This window comes from Ruegeria sp. CDSA034 (genome assembly GCF_059612275.1).
Genome location: NZ_JBXWQH010000020.1, coordinates 1 through 15977 on the forward strand (window position 1 = coordinate 1; position 15977 = coordinate 15977).

Here is a 15977-nt window from a genome sequence, read left to right on the forward strand (position 1 = left end):
GAAGCCGAAGCCGAAGCCGAAGCCGAAGCCGAAGCCGAAGCCGAAGCCGAAGCCGAAGCCGAAGCCGAAGCCGAAGCGGCTGTGGAACTGACCCAGGAAGAGAACTCCACTCCGCCGGAAGAAGCGCATCGGGAAGAGCTGCAGCAGGAAGAAAAACGCAGTGGATTCGTCCCCGCTTTGCTCGGCGGTGTTATCGCGGCGGGAATCGGATTTGCGGCCGGCAGCGCGGGCTTGTTCGGATCTGGCGATACAGATGCGCTTACGACGCTTGAGGCGAAGCTCAACGATCAGTCCACCCGGATCGAGGCACTGACCAAATCCCTGTCCGACACATCTGGCGTCGACAGCAAGATTGCAGCGCTGACCGATCAGGTGACACCGATCACCTCTGACCTGGATACGCTCAAATCCAGTGTCGATGAGCTGGCGGGCAAGATTGATCCTTTGGCCAGCCGCCTAAGTAAACTTGAAAGCGACACGTTGACCCAAGGCGCGTCCCCCGAAGCGTCGGCAGCCTTTGAGGCCGAACTGAAAAAATTACAGGACTCACTGGCGGCGCAGCGGGCCAAAGTAGAAAAAATGGTGTCGGACGCACAAACGCTTGAGGCGAAAGCCTCGGCAGAGGCTTTGGCAGCGACCAACGCGGCGATCCTGTCGCGCCTGCATGGTCAACTGGATGCCGGTCAGCCTTACGCAGACCTTGTCGCCGAACTGAAGGCAGGCGGCGTTGATGTGCCTGAGGCGCTATCGGGCCCCGCCGATAAAGGTGTTGCAAGCGTGTCGACCTTGCGGGCATCGTTCTCACCCGCTGCGCGAACCGCGTTGGCGGAAGCACGGGATGCGGACAAAGCCACCGGTCTGGTGGCGTTCCTGCAGCGACAGACCGGGGCGCGTTCGGTCACCCCACAAGATGGCGATGGCCCGGATGCGATCCTGTCTCGTGCCGAGTCGGCTCTGTCCAGTGGCGACGTCTCAACGGCCCTGACCGAACTTAAATCCCTGCCCGAAGCGGCGCAGGCAGCTATGGCTGATTGGGAGCAGGCAGCCCAGGCGCGGGTTTCCGCGGTGGATGCCGCCAATGAGCTTCAGCCTAGCGTGAACTCGAACTGAAGGACCTGCCATGCTGTGGTCACTGTTTAAGATTCTAGTTTTTGTTGCGATTATCGGTCTTCTGGCCGTGGGTGCGGGTTCCCTCATGGAAACCAGCGGTGGTGTACAGATCACAGCCGGCGGAACAGAATACACTCTGGGGCCGTTGCAATCGGTCATCGCGTTGGGCGTTCTGGTTTTTGCAGTTTGGCTTTTGTTCAAGCTGCTGACCCTGTTGATCGCCACGTTGAAGTTCCTCAACGGAGACGAAACCGCCCTGTCGCGCTATTTTGACCGCAGCCGCGAGCAGCGCGGGTATCAAGCGTTGTCCGATGGTCTGATGGCGCTGGCCTCGGGCGAAGGGCGCGTGGCTTTGAACAAGGCCACTAAAGCGGAGCGGCTTTTGAACAAACCTGAGTTGACCAACCTTCTGGTGGCCCAGGCTGCCGAGATGAACGGTGACACCCAAAAGGCGGCTGACACCTACAAGAAACTGGTGACGGACAATGCAACCCGTTTTGTCGGTGTGCGCGGTATCATGAAACAGAAATTGGCCGAAGGGGATGACGAAACCGCCCGCAAACTGGCCGAAAAAGCGTTGGCCATGAAGCCGCGCCATCTGGAAACACAGGACATTTTGTTAGGTCTTCAGACCAAGGCGCAGGATTGGGCAGGCGCGCGGTCTACACTGACAGCCAAGTTGAAATCCGGCCACCTGCCGCGCGACGTGTTCAAGCGCCGCGATGCTGTGCTGGCCCTGTCCGAGGCCAAGGGGATTCTGGACGAGAACGCCACGGTCGAACAGCAAGAGCGCGCGATTGAGGCGAACCGCCTGTCTCCTGATCTGGTTCCTGCGGCCGCAATGGCAGCGCGCGCTTACATTGAAAAAGGCAAACCGCGCAATGCGACCAAAATAGTGAAAAAAGCGTGGGAGGTGCAGCCGCACCCCGACCTCGCCCATGTCTTTGCAGAGATTGCGCCGGATGAAACGCCACATGAACGGATCAAACGCTTTACTGCGCTGACCCGTATTCACCCTGAGAATATGGAAACCCGTCTGATTTTGGCGGAGCTGAACATCGTGGCCGAAGACTTCCCCGAGGCGCGTCGCGCACTGGGCGATGTGGTCGAAAAGCAGGCGGATGCGCGCGGTTACACGTTGATGGCCGCTATTGAACGGGGCGAGGGGTCCTCGGACGCGGTAGTACAGGGTTGGCTGGCCAAGGCGCTGACTGCACCGCGCGGGCCACAATGGGTCTGCGACAATTGTCATGACATCCAGCCCGAGTGGGCTCCGGTCTGTCAGAACTGCAGCAGCTTTGACACGCTCAGCTGGCAAACACCGCAAACGCCGGAAATCGCAAGCGCGACGGGTGTCCATATGCTGCCTCTGATCGTTGGTGCGCTGGAAGACAGCAGCGAGCCGGAAGCTGAGGTCGAGGTTGAAGTGGAAGACGTCGAGGAACCGGGTGATCCCGAGATCATCGAATTGGATGTGGAACCAGTCCGCCCCGACGTCGAACCCGTGGTCGAGAAACAGGCCTGACGCGCTATTCCTCAGGCGAGTTCCTGACATAAGTCCAGCGGTACGTCGGAGGTGTGGGGCCTTTGTTGCGGCCACCTTGCTGCATTTGCTCCCACGCATGTGCCAGTATGCCGACTGACCGGGAGAGGCAAAACAAACCACGCGCAAGCGGTGGTTCGAACCCAAGCTCTGCATAGATGACGGCCGTGGCCCCGTCGATGTTCATCGGGACGGGTTTGCCTTTGCGACGTGCAAGCTCTGCTTCGATATCCAACGCGATTTTCCGGAAACGTCCGTCACACGCGCCGCGTTCTACTGCCTCAGAGACCAGGGCCATCAACCGCGGTGCGCGTGGATCGGTCGGTGTGTGAAACCGGTGGCCGAAACCCGGCAGTATCTTTCCGTGGTCGTCGATCCAGTCGTCAATCGCTGCACCGATCCCGCCCGAGTGGGACCCGACAAAGTGATACAGCTCAACCGCCTGCTCACCGGCGCCGCCGTGGATGTCGCCCAGCATGTTCACCGCGCTGGCCATTGCGTTGTTCAAAGGCAAACCGCAAGTTACAGCCATCCGGGCCGTCGCAATAGAAGGTGCCTGTGGTCCGTGATCTACGGCGGCGACCAGGGCCGCTTCGAACAGATCTGCCTGCGCGGGTAACGGGCGGTTGCCGCGAACCAGAAACCAGATCATTTCGGCGAAACTGAGGTTGCCGATCAGGTCCTCGATGGGTTCACCGCGCAGGGCGATGCGTCCGGGTTCCATGTCAATGATGGATGTGTTCCACCAGTCGGAAACATCGCTCATATCACACCATCCTTGGCCAGTTCCTTGATCTCATCCGCTGACAAGCCAAGTTCGGACCAGATTGAATCGTTATCCACGCCCAATTCCGGCGGTGAGACTTTCGGCATACTTCGCTGCCCGTCCATCACCACCGGGCTGCCTGCCAGTTGCATGTCCTCACTGTGCACCGGTAGCGTACCGATCAGTCCCCGGCTGGCCAACTGCTCATCGGCCAAAGCCTCAGGCACCGTCAAAACCTGCCCGGTGGGTACGCCCAAGCCATTCAATTCGCTGACCCACTCGCTCGCGGGACGCAATTTTAGGGATCTCTCCAACTCGTCCCGTAAAGCGTGGCGGTTTCGTTTGCGATCTTCGCGTGTTGCATAGTCGGGGTCATCCAACAGGTCCTCGCGGCCAAGATGCCGGGCGAGGGCTTGCCATTGTTCATCGCGATTGGCGGCGATGTTGATTGGGCTGTCGGATGTGGCGAAGGTACCGGACGGTGCCGAGGTTGTGTTTTCATTGCCATGCGCGCCGGGCATCACACCGCCGACAAGGTAGTTGGACACAACCCATCCCATGGTCGAGATCACGGCCTCGGACATGGCAATATCCAGAAACGCGCCACGGGGTTTTGCGTTCAATGCGGCACTCACCGCAAAGGCGGCCGTCAGCCCCCCGACCGTATCAGCCAGCGGATAGCCAACGCGGTAGGGTGCCGTGTCCGCCGCGCCGGTGATCGACATGACCCCGCTGATGCCCTGAACGATCTGGTCATAGGCCGGGTCGTCGCGGCGCGGACCGTCCTGCCCGAACCCGCTTATTGCGCAATAGATTAAGGCAGGGTTTTCGGTACGCAGAACGTCATACCCCAGACCCAACCGATCCATCACGCCGGGCCGGAAGTTTTCAACCAGAACATCCGCCGTTTTAACAAGCTGCTTTAGCAGAGCCTTGCCCCGACTGGATTTCATATCCAGCGTGACCGATTTCTTCTGCGCGTTCTGCGCCAGAAAACTGACCCCCATACCGGCGTTGTTCCGGTCAGGATCAGCCCCCAATACACGGGCCAGATCACCGCTTTTGGGGCGTTCGACCTTGATCACCTCGGCCCCCATGAGGGCCAGTTGGTAACAACAATACGGGCCGGCCAGCACGTTTGTCAGATCAAGGACCCGAACACCCCTAAGCGGTTCAGTCCCCATCAGCCACACCAGCGGCCCGCGCCCGTGCACGACGTGCGCGGTAGCTGGGCAGCAGAACCAGCAGGACGGCAATGGCAAGCAGTCCCAGGGTCATCGGGCGTTCCCAGATAAAGGCGATGCCATCATACAGCTGCATCGAACGCGAAAAGTTATCCTCCATCATGCCGCCAAGGATGAAGCCGATCAGCAGGGGTGCCAGCGGATAGTCTGCGAACTTTAAGGCCGTTGCGCATACGCCGAAACCCACCAGGATCAGCAATTCGGTGGCATTGTTCTGCCCGATATAGGCCCCCATCAGTGTGAAGAACAAAATGAACGGGATCAGATAGTTACGCGGAACGGCCAGCACTTTGGCAATGTAGGGGATCAGCGGCAGGTTCAGGATCAGCAGGACGAGGTTGCCAATGAACATCGACATGATTACCGCCCAGAAGATCTGAGGTTCATCCAACATCAAACGCGGACCCGGGGTGACGTTCAGGGCAATCAAAGCACCCAGAAGGATCGCCGTTGTCCCGGAACCGGGAATGCCCAGTGTCAGCAGCGGCACAAAAGATCCGGTACAGGCCGCGTTATTCGCCGATTCGGGTGCGGCCAGACCTTTGATCGAGCCTTTACCGAACTCCTCCTGCTCATCCTTGGGGGCAATGTTCCGTTCCACCGCATAGCCGAGGAAACTTGCAATTGTCGCGCCCGCGCCGGGCAGGACGCCGATAAAGAAGCCCTGCACCGATTGGCGACCGATGACCGGGGTGATGGCCTTCGCCTCGGCCTTGGTAATGCGCAGATCCTTGATCTTGCCGTCATCACCTTTCAGGTCCTTGGGTTTAAGCACCAGGAACAACGCTTCGGGCAGGGCGAACATCGCCATGGCCAGGGTGATGAAGCCAAACCCGGATTGCAGGTCCATGATGCCCATTGTGAACCGCGGAAGATTGAACAGCGCGCCCTCTCCGACGGTGGCCATGATCAATCCCATGGTCGTCATGATGATGGCCTTTGCCACCTGCCCCGAACCGGCAAAGGCTGCGATGGCCGAAAGACCCACCACCATCAGCGCGAAGTATTCGGCTGAATGGAACAGAAGAGCGACCGAAGACAGTGCCGGAGCAAAGACCATCAGCAGGATTGCCCCTATCGTGCCGCCTGCGAAACTGGCGATTGCTGCGATGGTCAGGGCTTTGCCCGCCTTGCCCTGCCGGGCCATTGGGTAACCGTCAAAGCTTGAGGCCACGGTGCCCGCGACCCCCGGCGCATTCAGCAGAATGGACGACGTCGAGCCGCCGAAGATCGCGCCATAATAAACCCCTGCCAAAAGGATCAGCGCAGCCGATGGATCGCCCATCGAAATAGCAACCGGGATCATGATTGCGATGATCGACATTGGGCCCAGACCCGGAAGCATGCCGATAAACGTGCCGATCAGACATCCGGCAACGACCATTAGCAGGTTTTGAATTGAGAATGCCGTTTGCAGGCCGATCAGAAGTCCTTCTAGCATGTCAGCCTCCGAACACGCCCGGCAGGGGGCGCATATAAATTCCAAGAACTTCCTGAACCAGATACCAGACGGATCCGGTTGCCACGAACGCGACAGGCAGCATGATGTGCCACTTGCGTTCACCCAGAATGAAAGACCCGAGGATCAGGAAACTGGATGTCGCGATCAGAAAACCGACCGGGCGCAGGCACAGGGCATAGACAACCATGAGCACCAGAAGAGAAATTGCCTGACCCAGGTGATATTCCCCAAGTCTGCGGTAATCGATATCGGCCTCTTTGACTTCGCTCTTTTCAAAGCCAAGCAGGATGATCGAACACGCGACCACGCCCAGAATCGACAGCACCTTTGGAAACGTGCTGGGCCAAATCGGATTTCTCTGCATGAAAGGAGGAAGACTTCCGTCCATCGTGAACCAGGCGGTGTACCCATATGTCAGGCAAACACCCAGTAAAATAAGCGCGATCCAGCGATCCAGCGCCATAACGTCCCCTCCCATGTATCTTGGTTTTTTGGGACGGCAGAGCGACCAAACGCTCTGCCGTAGATTGCCTTAGAGGAAGCCCAGCTTCTTCATCAGGTCGCTGATCTGCTGTTCCTGACCTTCCAGGAACGCTTCGAAATCGGCACCCGAGTTGTGGATGTTGACCCAACCGTTACGGGCACGAACCTCTTCCCATTCGGGTGTGTCATACATCTTGGCGATGGCTTGCTGATAGGCAGCCAGCTTGTCCTCGGGCAGGCCGGGGGCAGCAAAGAATCCACGCCAGTTCACGAAAGTGGTGTCGATGCCCTGTTCCTTCATGGTCTGTGCGTCAGGTGCTGCATCGACCCGCTCTTCTGCGGTTACGCCAATGATTTTAACCTCACCCGCGTTGGCCAGATCGACAGCTTCGGAGAAACCGGTCGAAAGTGCGGCGATCTCACCCGACAACAGGGCAGCCATAGCTTTTCCGCCCGCATCATAAGGGATGTATTTTACGCCCAGCGCGTCCTTGCCTGCAGCTTCCATGACCATTGCGGCGACCAGATGGTCCATGCCGCCAGGTACCGAGCCGCCACCAATCGCGGTTGCGCCCGGGTCAGCGTCATAGGCGGCCAGCAGGTCCGCCATCGAGTTGATCGGGCTATCTTTGCCTACAACAATCGCTGCGTAGTCGCCGATTGTGCCCGAGACCAGTGTCAGGTCACGGAAGTTATGCGGGAACACACCGGTCAGCGAGCGGATCACGATGGGGGTCGAGTTGACCATCAGCGTGCCGTGGTTGCTGTCCGCGTTTTCAATCAGGAAGCCGATGGCTTTACCGCCGCCGCCGCCCGACATGTTCTCATAAGATGCTGTGCCGACCAGACCAGCATTGGTCAGGGCCTCGCCAGTTCCGCGGGCGGTACCGTCCCAGCCACCGCCGGCGCCGCCGGGGATCAGAAAGTGGATGCTGTCGACGACTTCTTCGGATGCGGCAGGTCCAACCAGACCAATTGCTGCAACAGCTGCGATCAGGGCCCGACGGCCCAGGTTAAATGTTGTCATTATGTCCTCCCATTTGACAACTGGCCGCTCAGCGGCACAGATTATCCTGCACCTAAACACGCCAACCTGACATCAACCTGTCATGCAAAAAGAAACTGATTTTCGCCCATGAAATTTCTGCTTGTCGAAGACAATCTCGACCTCGCGAACGCGATCAGTTCCCGCATGCAGCTGGATGGTCATGTTGTTGATCACGCAGCAAATTTAGAGGATGCGCGCGCCTTTGTTGCGACCGAAGAATACGACCTTATCCTGCTGGATATCATGTTACCCGATGGGGATGGCCGCGAGTTCCTAAGGCAGCACCGCGCAAGCCGTTTGGACACGCCGGTGATCGTTCTGACCGCGCGCAGTCAGGTTTCGGATCGAATCGGTTCGCTTGATCTGGGGGCAGATGACTACGTCACCAAGCCTTTCGATCATGCGGAACTTGAGGCCCGCTGCCGCGCTGTTCTGCGTCGGAAGTCCGGAAGCTCAAAGTCGACGATTGAAGTTGGCGGAATTATCTTTGATCCGGTTGCTGGTCATTTGACTGTCGATGGTGTCACGCTCTCCCTACGCAATCGCGAGTTGAGAATGATCGAGCTGTTCATAAACGCGCCGGGTCAGGTGTTTTCCAAGCAGAAGCTGGCGGATAGGTTGTTTTCTTATGATGACAACGTGTCGGACAACGCGATTGAGGTCTATGTCGGACGCCTGCGCAAGCATCTTGAAAAATCCGGCATGAAAATTACTACGTTGCGCGGGCTGGGATACAGGTTGGATCATGACGACTAGCCCAACTGTTTCGGGATCACTAAGAAATAGGCTGGTGTTGACGCTGATCGGCGGAGCGGCGGTCCTGGCGATCCTATTGTTCCTGACGGTGCGCAGTTATGCCGCAAAAGTCGCCCAACAGGGACAGGACGATATATTGGGGGCGTCCGTCTCGTCGATCCTTGATGCCGCAGCGCTTAGGGATGGTCACCTAGAGGTGGACATCCCCTATGCCGCGTTTTCCATGCTCAGCACGCCGTCGGATGACCGGGTGTTCTATGCCATTTATCAGGATGGAGAATTCTTGTCCGGATATGAGGATCTGAGCCTCGCAGACGGCCCGATTGAAGGCAGGTGGGCCTTTCAAACCGGTCAGGTCCGCGGCGAGCGTGTCCGACAGGTCAGCGCCAGCCGAACGCTGGTCGGTTTGGGCCGCCAGACCGAGATTGAGGTCGCGTTGGGGCAAACGCAGGACGCGTTATCCGACACGCTGGATCAGATTTCACGCAATGCAGCGTATTTGGGGATCGGGTTCTTTCTGCTGACCGCCGCGCTGTCATTCTGGGTGACATCATCAACGATCGGCCAGTTGAACAAACTGACGACCTCGGTCACACGCAGAGGTCCGCAGGATCTAAGCCCGTTCAAGAAACCCGTGCCAAAAGAGATGGCGCCGCTGGTGACGTCGCTGAATTCGCTCATGGGCCGTCTGGACCAATCGCTTAGCCAATCCGAGGACTTTATCGCCGAAGCCGCGCACCGGGTGCGAACACCTTTGGCGACGGTCAGGTCTTATGCCGAGGCAACACTTCACCGCGTGGAACGGGAAGACAACCGCGAGGCCTTGAAGGCCATGGTACGTGCCATCGACGAAAGCTCGCGCGCGGCAGGGCAGTTGCTGGATCACGCGATGATCACCTTCCGAGCGGATCATCTGGAACGAGAAGAGATTGATCTGGTCGTTCTGATCCGCGATCTGGTGCAGCGCCTGATCCCGATTGCCGAAATGAAAGAGCTGACGCTTTCATTGTCGGGTGAGCCGTCGGTTCCTTACTCGGGCGACTCGATCCTGATCCAGAATGCTGTGCGAAATATGGTCGATAACGCGATGAAATATGCACCATCTGACAGTGCTGTTGAGATCACGATCATTGCACATCCCGACCCCCAGATTCAGGTGCGCGACTCGGGTCCAGGCTTTCCGCCTGATGAAATCGACACCCTGACGCGCCGGTTCGAACGTGGACAGAACGCCGTTGGGACCATCGGGTCCGGGCTGGGGTTGACGATCGCACAGGATGTGGCAACGGCGCATGGGGGCGCATTGATCCTAAAGAACCGGTCAAAGGGGGGCGCATGCGTTATCTTATCGCTCTAGTTTTGTTGGTGGCTCCCTGCCTCGGATGGGCCGACGATTGGGAAGACCGTCTGGTCTTTAATGAAAGCGCCGAAGGTCCGCGCCTTCGGGTGATTTCCAGCACCGATACTGTTTTGTTCGCGCCGGTGATCGAGGGGTTTGTTGCGGAGAACCCCCGGATTAGTGTCGAATACCTCGTTTCCGGAACCGCCGACATCAACCGTCGAGTCCGCGCAACGCCCGATGCCTTCGATGTGATCATCTCGAGCGCGATGGACCTGCAGTTGAAACTGGCAAATGACGGCTTTGCCCTGTCTATCGACGATGTGCCCGTCCCGCACTGGGCGCAATGGCACCACAGCCTTTTCGCATTCACCTCGGAACCCGCGACAATCGTGATAAACCGAACCGCGTTTGAAGGGCAGCCCATCCCCCAGACCCGGCAAAGCCTGATCGAGGCATTGCGGAAACGACCCGAAGAATTTCGGGGCAAAGTTGGCACCTATGATGTGCGCCAATCTGGTCTGGGATATCTGTTTGCAACCCAGGATGCGCGCGCGTCTGAGACGTATTGGCGCTTGATGGAGGTTATGGGCGGCCTGGATGTCCGGCTTTATTGCTGCTCGGGCGAAATGATCAATGACCTAGCGGATGGCTCGATCCTGGTTGCTTACAATGTTCTGGGCAGTTACGCCGCCGTCCGAGCCGAGGGCAAAGACGCCCTTGAGGTCGTGTTACCGTCTGATTTTCAAACAATTATGATGCGCACAGCGATGGTTTCGAAAGCCACGCCAGAACCCAAAGCAGCTGAGTTGCTGCTGCGATACCTCGTAACTGAGCGGCCAGCAGTGGCTGAAGAGGCCAGCCCGCTTCCTCTTTTGCAGCCGAGTGATGGTTCTGACGGGCGCGAGACAATCGGACTTGATCCCGCGTTACTGACCTTTCTTGACGGGTTGAAACGAACAAAGTTTCTTTCTGCATGGGAAGATGCCGTTATTCAGTAATAAGACCGTCACCTAAGCCTGGTTGGTCGGTAAAAACCGAAACCAGCGCCGATGCTGTTGTAATTCCTTTTCAACATCAATTGTCGCAATCAATTCCGTTTGCTAACGTCACCCACGCGTCGGGGAGGGCGTGTAAATCCAAATGTTGGACTATTCTCATAACGCTTGGCTTGTGGCGGCGTCTCTCGCTGTTGCGATGATGGCCGGATTCACCGGCCTTTATCTAACGCATGGGGCCTCAAAACTGGACGATCAGAAACGCAAACTGGTCGTGGCGTTGGCTGCGATCATTCTGGGCGGTGGTATCTGGTCGATGCATTTCGTGGCCATGCTGGGCCTGCAACTGCCGATCCTGTTTTACTACGATGCTTTGATCACCCTGATCTCAGCGCTGGTCGCGATCCTGATGGTTGGTCTGGCGCTGCTGATCCTACATTTCCGCCCCCGCACGATGGGTACAATTGTCAGTGCAGGCGTGATCGTGGGTTTGGGGATTGTTGTTATGCACTACGTCGGCATGGCCGGGATGGAGCTGTGCCGCCCCGTTTACAATGTTTGGGACGTGGTGATTTCGACCCTGGCCTCGGTCGTTTTGTCGGTGCTGGCAATCTGGGTTGCCTATGATAACCGAACGCAACGCAACATTCTGCTGGGAACGGTGTGTTTCGGGTTGGCGGTCTTCACCATGCATTTTGTCGCCACCGGCCTGACTGATTTTGTCGCAAGCGATACCGCCGGTCGCGCCGGGCCGGCGCTAAACAATCAGGTGCTGGCGATGGGGGTCACTGTTTCCGTGTTCCTGATCTGTGGTGCATTCCTGCTAACGGGCATCACCTTCATCGAACCTGCGGCAGCAGACATATCGCCCAGCGCGCCGGAACCTGCCCTGGAACCAGAGCCCACATTGCGGGCTGGGGTTCCATTTGAGCGGGAGGGGCAGACCTTTTTCGCCCTGCCTTCCAATATCGCAGCCATCCGGGCCGAAGGGCACTACACCGTTCTCTATATGAACGCCGAGAAACTGTTTTGCCCGTGGTCCATTACCGAAGCTGAATCGCGCCTGGTGCCTGAAGGGTTTTTGCGGGCTCATCGCAGTTATCTGGTGAACCCCAAACAGGTCTCGCGGTTCGAGAGGCACAAGGATAACGGCACCTGCTATTTTGATAGTGTCGATGCGCTAGCCAAGGTGCCGGTCAGCCGATCCCGCCTGACGGACATTCGCGAGGCGCTGGGCCTTTGATCGCAGCTCGTGCAGCGCATTCGCATTTCGTGAAATAAGCCGCGCTCTCCGTTTCCACTGGCTGGAACGGATGGCTTCAGCGTTCTTTCCTTACCGCAGGTCCCCCAAGGCATACCGCTTGGACCCAGGGAGGAAAAACATGATACCAGCCGGTTTTGAGTATCACCGGCCAGGCGATATCGCCTCGGCCATTGGCATTTTGCAGGAACACGGAGATGAGGCGCGCGTGATCGCGGGCGGGCACAGCCTGATCCCGATGATGAAGCTGCGCATGGCCGAAATGGGCCACCTAGTCGATCTGCAAGCTATCGAGGAGCTGAAGGGCGTCGAGGTTGGTGCCGACACGGTTTCGCTTGGCGCAATGGTGACCCAGCATGAGCTGATCACTCATGACGGCTTGGCTACAGCCATTCCGTTGATCCGAGAGGCCGCGCTGCAGATTGCGGATCCTCAGGTGCGATATGTGGGAACTGTTGGTGGGAATGTCGCCAATGGTGATCCGGGCAATGATATGCCGGGGTTGATGCAATGTCTGAACGCGACGTTCGAACTGTCTGGCCCCGATGGTCGCCGCAGTGTCGCCGCGCGTGAGTTTTATGAGGCCGCTTACTTCACTGCGCGTGACGATGAGGAAATCCTGACCCGGATTTCGATCCCGGTGCCGGGCGCGGGTGTGGGTCAGGCCTATGAAAAGCAGAAACGCAAGATCGGTGATTATGCGACAGCGGCAGCTGCGGTGATGGTTGGCAATGGTCAGGCCTCGGTAGCGATGACCAATCTGGCGGACACACCCGTCTGGTCTGAAAGCGCAAGCAATGCGCTGGCGGATGGGGATGTCAGCGGTTGTGTCGCCGCGATGCTCGATGCGATCGACCCGGTGGCCGACAATCGCGGCCCGGTCGAATTCAAGAAACACGTGGCCGCTGTGATGCTGCGCCGCGCCATCGAACGCGCGCAAAGCCGCGCGGATTGAGGGGAGGAACAACGATGTCAAAAATGCACGTAAAACTCACCGTGAACGGCAAGCAGGTCGAAGGTCTGGCCGAGCCGCGCACGCTGTTGATCCATTTTCTGCGGGAAGATTTGAAAATCACAGGCCCGCATATCGGATGCGAAACAAGTCATTGCGGGGCCTGCACCGTGGATATTGATGGCAAGTCCGTCAAATCCTGCACAACCTTTGTGGCGCAGGTGAACGGCGCCGACGTCACCACCGTTGAGGGGTTGACCAACGACGATGGCAGCCTTGGGGTTCTGCAAGAGATGTTCCGCGAACATCACGGGCTGCAATGCGGCTTTTGCACGCCGGGCATGATCACCCGCGCGCATCGTCTTCTGCAAGAGAACCCGAACCCGACCGAGGAAGACATCCGCTTTGGCATGTCCGGCAACCTGTGCCGCTGCACCGGATATCAGAACATCGTTAAGGCGATCGCGGCATCTGCCGACATGCTGAACGCTCAGAAGGAGGCTGCGGAATGAACGACCAGACTCTGACCCCCGAAGAACGCGTCGCCAACCTCAAAGGGATGGGCAGTTCGCGCAAACGCGTCGAAGATGTGCGCTTTACCCAGGGCAAGGGCAACTACGTCGATGACATCAAGATGGACGGGATGCTGTTTGGCGCCTTTGTCCGCTCTCCCTATGCCCATGCCCGCGTCGTCAGCGTGAACAAAGAGGCTGCGCTGGCGATACCTGGCGTTGTTGCCGTTCTGACCGCCGAAGACCTTGCGCCATTGGGGTTGCATTGGATGCCGACGTTGGCGGGCGACAAGCAAATGGTGCTGGCCGATGGCAAGGTTCTGTTCCAGGGCCAGGAAGTTGCTTATGTCGTCGCTGAAAATCGGTATATCGCAGCAGATGCGGCAGAGTTGGTCGAGGTTGACTATGAAGAGCTGCCCGTTCTGACCGACCCGTTCGAGGCGCTAAAATCAGATGTTGTCCTGCGTGAAGACCTTGCGGGTCAAACCGAGGGTGCCCACGGTCCGCGTAAACATCATAATCACATCTTCACGTGGGAACAGGGCGACAAGGACGCCACCGAAGCAGTTCTGGGTGAGGCCGATGTCGTGGCCGAAGAGATGGTCTATTACCATCGGACCCACCCATGCCCGCTGGAGACATGCGGCTGTGTTGCCTCGATGGATAAGGTGACCGGCAAGCTGACGCTTTATGGCACGTTCCAGGCCCCGCACGCGATCCGGACCGTCGTGTCGCTGATCTCGGGTCTGGCCGAGCACAATATCCGGGTGATCAGCCCCGATATCGGCGGTGGCTTTGGCAATAAGGTCGGCGCCTATGCGGGCTATGTCTGCTCGGTCGTCGCCTCGATCGTCACCGGCCAGCCTGTGAAATGGGTTGAGAACCGGATGGAAAACTTGATGTCCACCGCCTTTGCCCGCGACTACTGGATGCAAGGTAAGATCGCGGCCACTAAAGACGGCAAGATCACCGGCCTGTGGTGTCATACCACGGCGGATCATGGTGGATTTGACGCCTGTGCCGACCCGACCAAATTCCCGGCTGGTTTCATGAACATCTGCACTGGGTCCTATGACATCCCAACTGCTTATCTGGCTGTGGATGGGGTTTACACCAACAAGGCACCGGGCGGTGTTGCCTATCGTTGTTCGTTCCGGGTGACCGAGGCTGCGTATTTCATCGAACGGATGATTGAGGTTTTGGCCATCAAGCTGAACATGGACGCGGCCGAGCTGCGCCGGATCAACTTCATCAAGGCCGACCAGTTCCCGTATCAGTCCGCGCTGGGCTGGGAGTATGACTCGGGCGATTATCACACCGCTTGGGACAAAGCGCTGAAGGCCGTGGACTATGAAGGTCTGCGGGCGGAACAGGCGCAACGGATAGAGGACTTCAAAGCCGGAAAGACTCGCAAACTGCTGGGCATCGGCCTGACGCATTTCACCGAAATCGTCGGGGCCGGACCGGTGAAGAATTGTGATATCCTCGGGCTGGGCATGTTCGACTCGTGCGAAATCCGGATTCACCCGACGGGTTCCGCCATCGCGCGGCTGGGAACAATCAGCCAGGGTCAGGGCCACGCAACGACCTTTGCCCAAATCATAGCCAGTGAGATCGGGCTTCCTGCGGACGATATCACGTTGGAGGAAGGCGATACCGATACCGCACCGTACGGGCTTGGAACCTACGGGTCTCGGTCCACACCGGTTGCCGGTGCCGCGACAGCCATGGCCGCGCGCAAAATCCGCGCCAAGGCGCAGATGATCGCGGCCTATCTGCTCGAGGTCCATGACAATGATGTCGAATGGGATGTCGATCGGTTTGCCGTCAAAGGCGCGCCTGAGCGGTTCAAGACCATGAAAGAGATCGCTTTCGCCGCTTACAACCAGGCTATTCCGGGGCTGGAACCCGGTCTGGAGGCCGTCAGCTACTATGACCCCCCAAATATGACTTACCCATTCGGGGCCTATATCTGTGTCATGGAGATCGACGTGGATACTGGGGAATGGGATGTTCGGCAGTTCTATGCGCTGGACGATTGCGGCACGCGGATCAACCCGATGATCATCGAAGGGCAGGTCCATGGCGGTGTGACCGAAGCGCTGGCCATCGCGATGGGGCAGGAGATTGCCTATGACGAGATGGGCAACGTCAAGACCGCGACGCTGATGGACTTCTTCCTGCCTACGGCATGGGAGACGCCGAACTACACCACCGATCACACGGTCACGCCATCTCCGCACCACCCGATCGGTGCCAAGGGCGTGGGCGAGAGTCCGAATGTCGGCGGCGTGCCTGCGTTCTCGAACGCGGTGCATGATGCGTTCCGGCCCTTTGGATTGGTGCAAAGCCATATGCCGCATGATCATTGGCGGATCTGGAAGATCGCCAACGGGTTGGGGATGCACGGGTAAACGGTTTCGAACCGGCTGTTGCCGGCCCGACCGAACGGAGGGGGTAGAACCCCCTCCGAACCTCCCCCGGGATATTTTTGGCCAGATGA

Annotated in this window: 14 protein-coding genes; 9 read left to right on the plus strand and 5 right to left on the minus strand. The window is 58.3% G+C overall.

Going from position 1 to position 15977, the window contains the following annotated elements:
- On the plus strand, positions 1-1110 hold a 1110-nt coding region (locus tag AC2FLJ_RS21860; RefSeq protein WP_496707647.1), incomplete at its 5' end, for a COG4223 family protein.
- A 10-nt stretch (positions 1111-1120) separates the two neighbouring features.
- A complete protein-coding gene (locus tag AC2FLJ_RS21865) occupies positions 1121-2635 on the plus strand; it encodes a heme biosynthesis protein HemY (protein WP_472722467.1) in 1515 nt (504 codons plus the stop codon).
- Positions 2636-2639: 4 nt separating this feature from the next.
- Here the strand turns inward: AC2FLJ_RS21865 and AC2FLJ_RS21870 are convergent, their stop codons facing one another.
- From AC2FLJ_RS21870 to AC2FLJ_RS21890, 5 genes are all read right to left on the minus strand, one after another.
- Positions 2640-3419 carry a citryl-CoA lyase gene (locus AC2FLJ_RS21870; RefSeq protein ID WP_496707649.1) on the minus strand — a complete coding sequence of 260 codons (780 nt, stop codon included), beginning with the start codon at positions 3417-3419 and terminating at the stop codon, positions 2640-2642.
- The gene (locus tag AC2FLJ_RS21875; RefSeq protein ID WP_496707651.1) at positions 3416-4603 is read right to left on the minus strand and encodes a CaiB/BaiF CoA transferase family protein; all 1188 of its coding nucleotides are present in this window, start codon (positions 4601-4603) and stop codon (positions 3416-3418) included. The genes AC2FLJ_RS21870 and AC2FLJ_RS21875 overlap by 4 nt, the downstream gene beginning before the upstream one ends.
- A complete protein-coding gene (locus AC2FLJ_RS21880; protein ID WP_058275183.1) occupies positions 4593-6104 on the minus strand; it encodes a tripartite tricarboxylate transporter permease in 1512 nt (503 codons plus the stop codon). The genes AC2FLJ_RS21875 and AC2FLJ_RS21880 overlap by 11 nt, the downstream gene beginning before the upstream one ends.
- Position 6105: 1 nt before the next feature.
- Positions 6106-6588, minus strand: a complete 483-nt coding sequence (locus AC2FLJ_RS21885) for a tripartite tricarboxylate transporter TctB family protein (RefSeq protein WP_058275184.1) — start codon at positions 6586-6588, stop codon at positions 6106-6108.
- A 69-nt stretch (positions 6589-6657) separates the two neighbouring features.
- On the minus strand, positions 6658-7635 hold the full coding sequence (locus AC2FLJ_RS21890) for a tripartite tricarboxylate transporter substrate binding protein (protein WP_058275185.1): 978 nt from the start codon (positions 7633-7635) through the stop codon (positions 6658-6660).
- 108 nt (positions 7636-7743) lie between these two features.
- Between AC2FLJ_RS21890 and AC2FLJ_RS21895 the strand changes: the two genes are divergently transcribed.
- From AC2FLJ_RS21895 to AC2FLJ_RS21925, 7 genes are all read left to right on the plus strand, one after another.
- Positions 7744-8412 carry a response regulator transcription factor gene (locus tag AC2FLJ_RS21895; protein ID WP_282154090.1) on the plus strand — a complete coding sequence of 223 codons (669 nt, stop codon included), beginning with the start codon at positions 7744-7746 and terminating at the stop codon, positions 8410-8412.
- Entirely contained in the window at positions 8402-9769 is a 1368-nt protein-coding gene (locus AC2FLJ_RS21900) for a sensor histidine kinase (RefSeq protein WP_496707655.1), read from the plus strand. The genes AC2FLJ_RS21895 and AC2FLJ_RS21900 overlap by 11 nt, the downstream gene beginning before the upstream one ends.
- Complete coding sequence (locus tag AC2FLJ_RS21905) at positions 9748-10752, plus strand: ABC transporter substrate-binding protein (RefSeq protein ID WP_282171102.1); 1005 nt, start codon at positions 9748-9750, stop codon at positions 10750-10752. Before AC2FLJ_RS21900 ends, AC2FLJ_RS21905 begins: the two co-directional genes overlap by 22 nt.
- A 142-nt stretch (positions 10753-10894) precedes the next feature.
- A complete protein-coding gene (locus AC2FLJ_RS21910) occupies positions 10895-11992 on the plus strand; it encodes an MHYT domain-containing protein (protein WP_496707657.1) in 1098 nt (365 codons plus the stop codon).
- 139 nt (positions 11993-12131) lie between these two features.
- Complete coding sequence (locus AC2FLJ_RS21915; protein ID WP_496707659.1) at positions 12132-12965, plus strand: FAD binding domain-containing protein; 834 nt, start codon at positions 12132-12134, stop codon at positions 12963-12965.
- A 14-nt stretch (positions 12966-12979) separates the two neighbouring features.
- Positions 12980-13474 carry a (2Fe-2S)-binding protein gene (locus AC2FLJ_RS21920; RefSeq protein WP_058279311.1) on the plus strand — a complete coding sequence of 165 codons (495 nt, stop codon included), beginning with the start codon at positions 12980-12982 and terminating at the stop codon, positions 13472-13474.
- Positions 13471-15888 carry an aerobic carbon-monoxide dehydrogenase large subunit gene (locus AC2FLJ_RS21925; protein WP_058275192.1) on the plus strand — a complete coding sequence of 806 codons (2418 nt, stop codon included), beginning with the start codon at positions 13471-13473 and terminating at the stop codon, positions 15886-15888. Before AC2FLJ_RS21920 ends, AC2FLJ_RS21925 begins: the two co-directional genes overlap by 4 nt.
- Positions 15889-15977 lie beyond the last annotated feature (89 nt).

Excerpts from the sequence above, each read along its gene's own strand:
- AC2FLJ_RS21865 (WP_472722467.1), top strand. The coding sequence starts at position 1,121 with ATGCTGTGGTCACTGTTTAAGATTCTAGTTTTTGTTGCGATTATCGGT.
- AC2FLJ_RS21870 (WP_496707649.1), bottom strand. The coding sequence starts at position 3,419 with ATGAGCGATGTTTCCGACTGGTGGAACACATCCATCATTGACATGGAA.
- AC2FLJ_RS21875 (WP_496707651.1), bottom strand. The coding sequence starts at position 4,603 with ATGGGGACTGAACCGCTTAGGGGTGTTCGGGTCCTTGATCTGACAAAC.
- AC2FLJ_RS21880 (WP_058275183.1), bottom strand. The coding sequence starts at position 6,104 with ATGCTAGAAGGACTTCTGATCGGCCTGCAAACGGCATTCTCAATTCAA.
- AC2FLJ_RS21885 (WP_058275184.1), bottom strand. The coding sequence starts at position 6,588 with ATGGCGCTGGATCGCTGGATCGCGCTTATTTTACTGGGTGTTTGCCTG.
- AC2FLJ_RS21890 (WP_058275185.1), bottom strand. The coding sequence starts at position 7,635 with ATGACAACATTTAACCTGGGCCGTCGGGCCCTGATCGCAGCTGTTGCA.
- AC2FLJ_RS21895 (WP_282154090.1), top strand. The coding sequence starts at position 7,744 with ATGAAATTTCTGCTTGTCGAAGACAATCTCGACCTCGCGAACGCGATC.
- AC2FLJ_RS21900 (WP_496707655.1), top strand. The coding sequence starts at position 8,402 with ATGACGACTAGCCCAACTGTTTCGGGATCACTAAGAAATAGGCTGGTG.
- AC2FLJ_RS21905 (WP_282171102.1), top strand. The coding sequence starts at position 9,748 with ATGCGTTATCTTATCGCTCTAGTTTTGTTGGTGGCTCCCTGCCTCGGA.
- AC2FLJ_RS21910 (WP_496707657.1), top strand. The coding sequence starts at position 10,895 with ATGTTGGACTATTCTCATAACGCTTGGCTTGTGGCGGCGTCTCTCGCT.
- AC2FLJ_RS21915 (WP_496707659.1), top strand. The coding sequence starts at position 12,132 with ATGATACCAGCCGGTTTTGAGTATCACCGGCCAGGCGATATCGCCTCG.
- AC2FLJ_RS21920 (WP_058279311.1), top strand. The coding sequence starts at position 12,980 with ATGTCAAAAATGCACGTAAAACTCACCGTGAACGGCAAGCAGGTCGAA.
- AC2FLJ_RS21925 (WP_058275192.1), top strand. The coding sequence starts at position 13,471 with ATGAACGACCAGACTCTGACCCCCGAAGAACGCGTCGCCAACCTCAAA.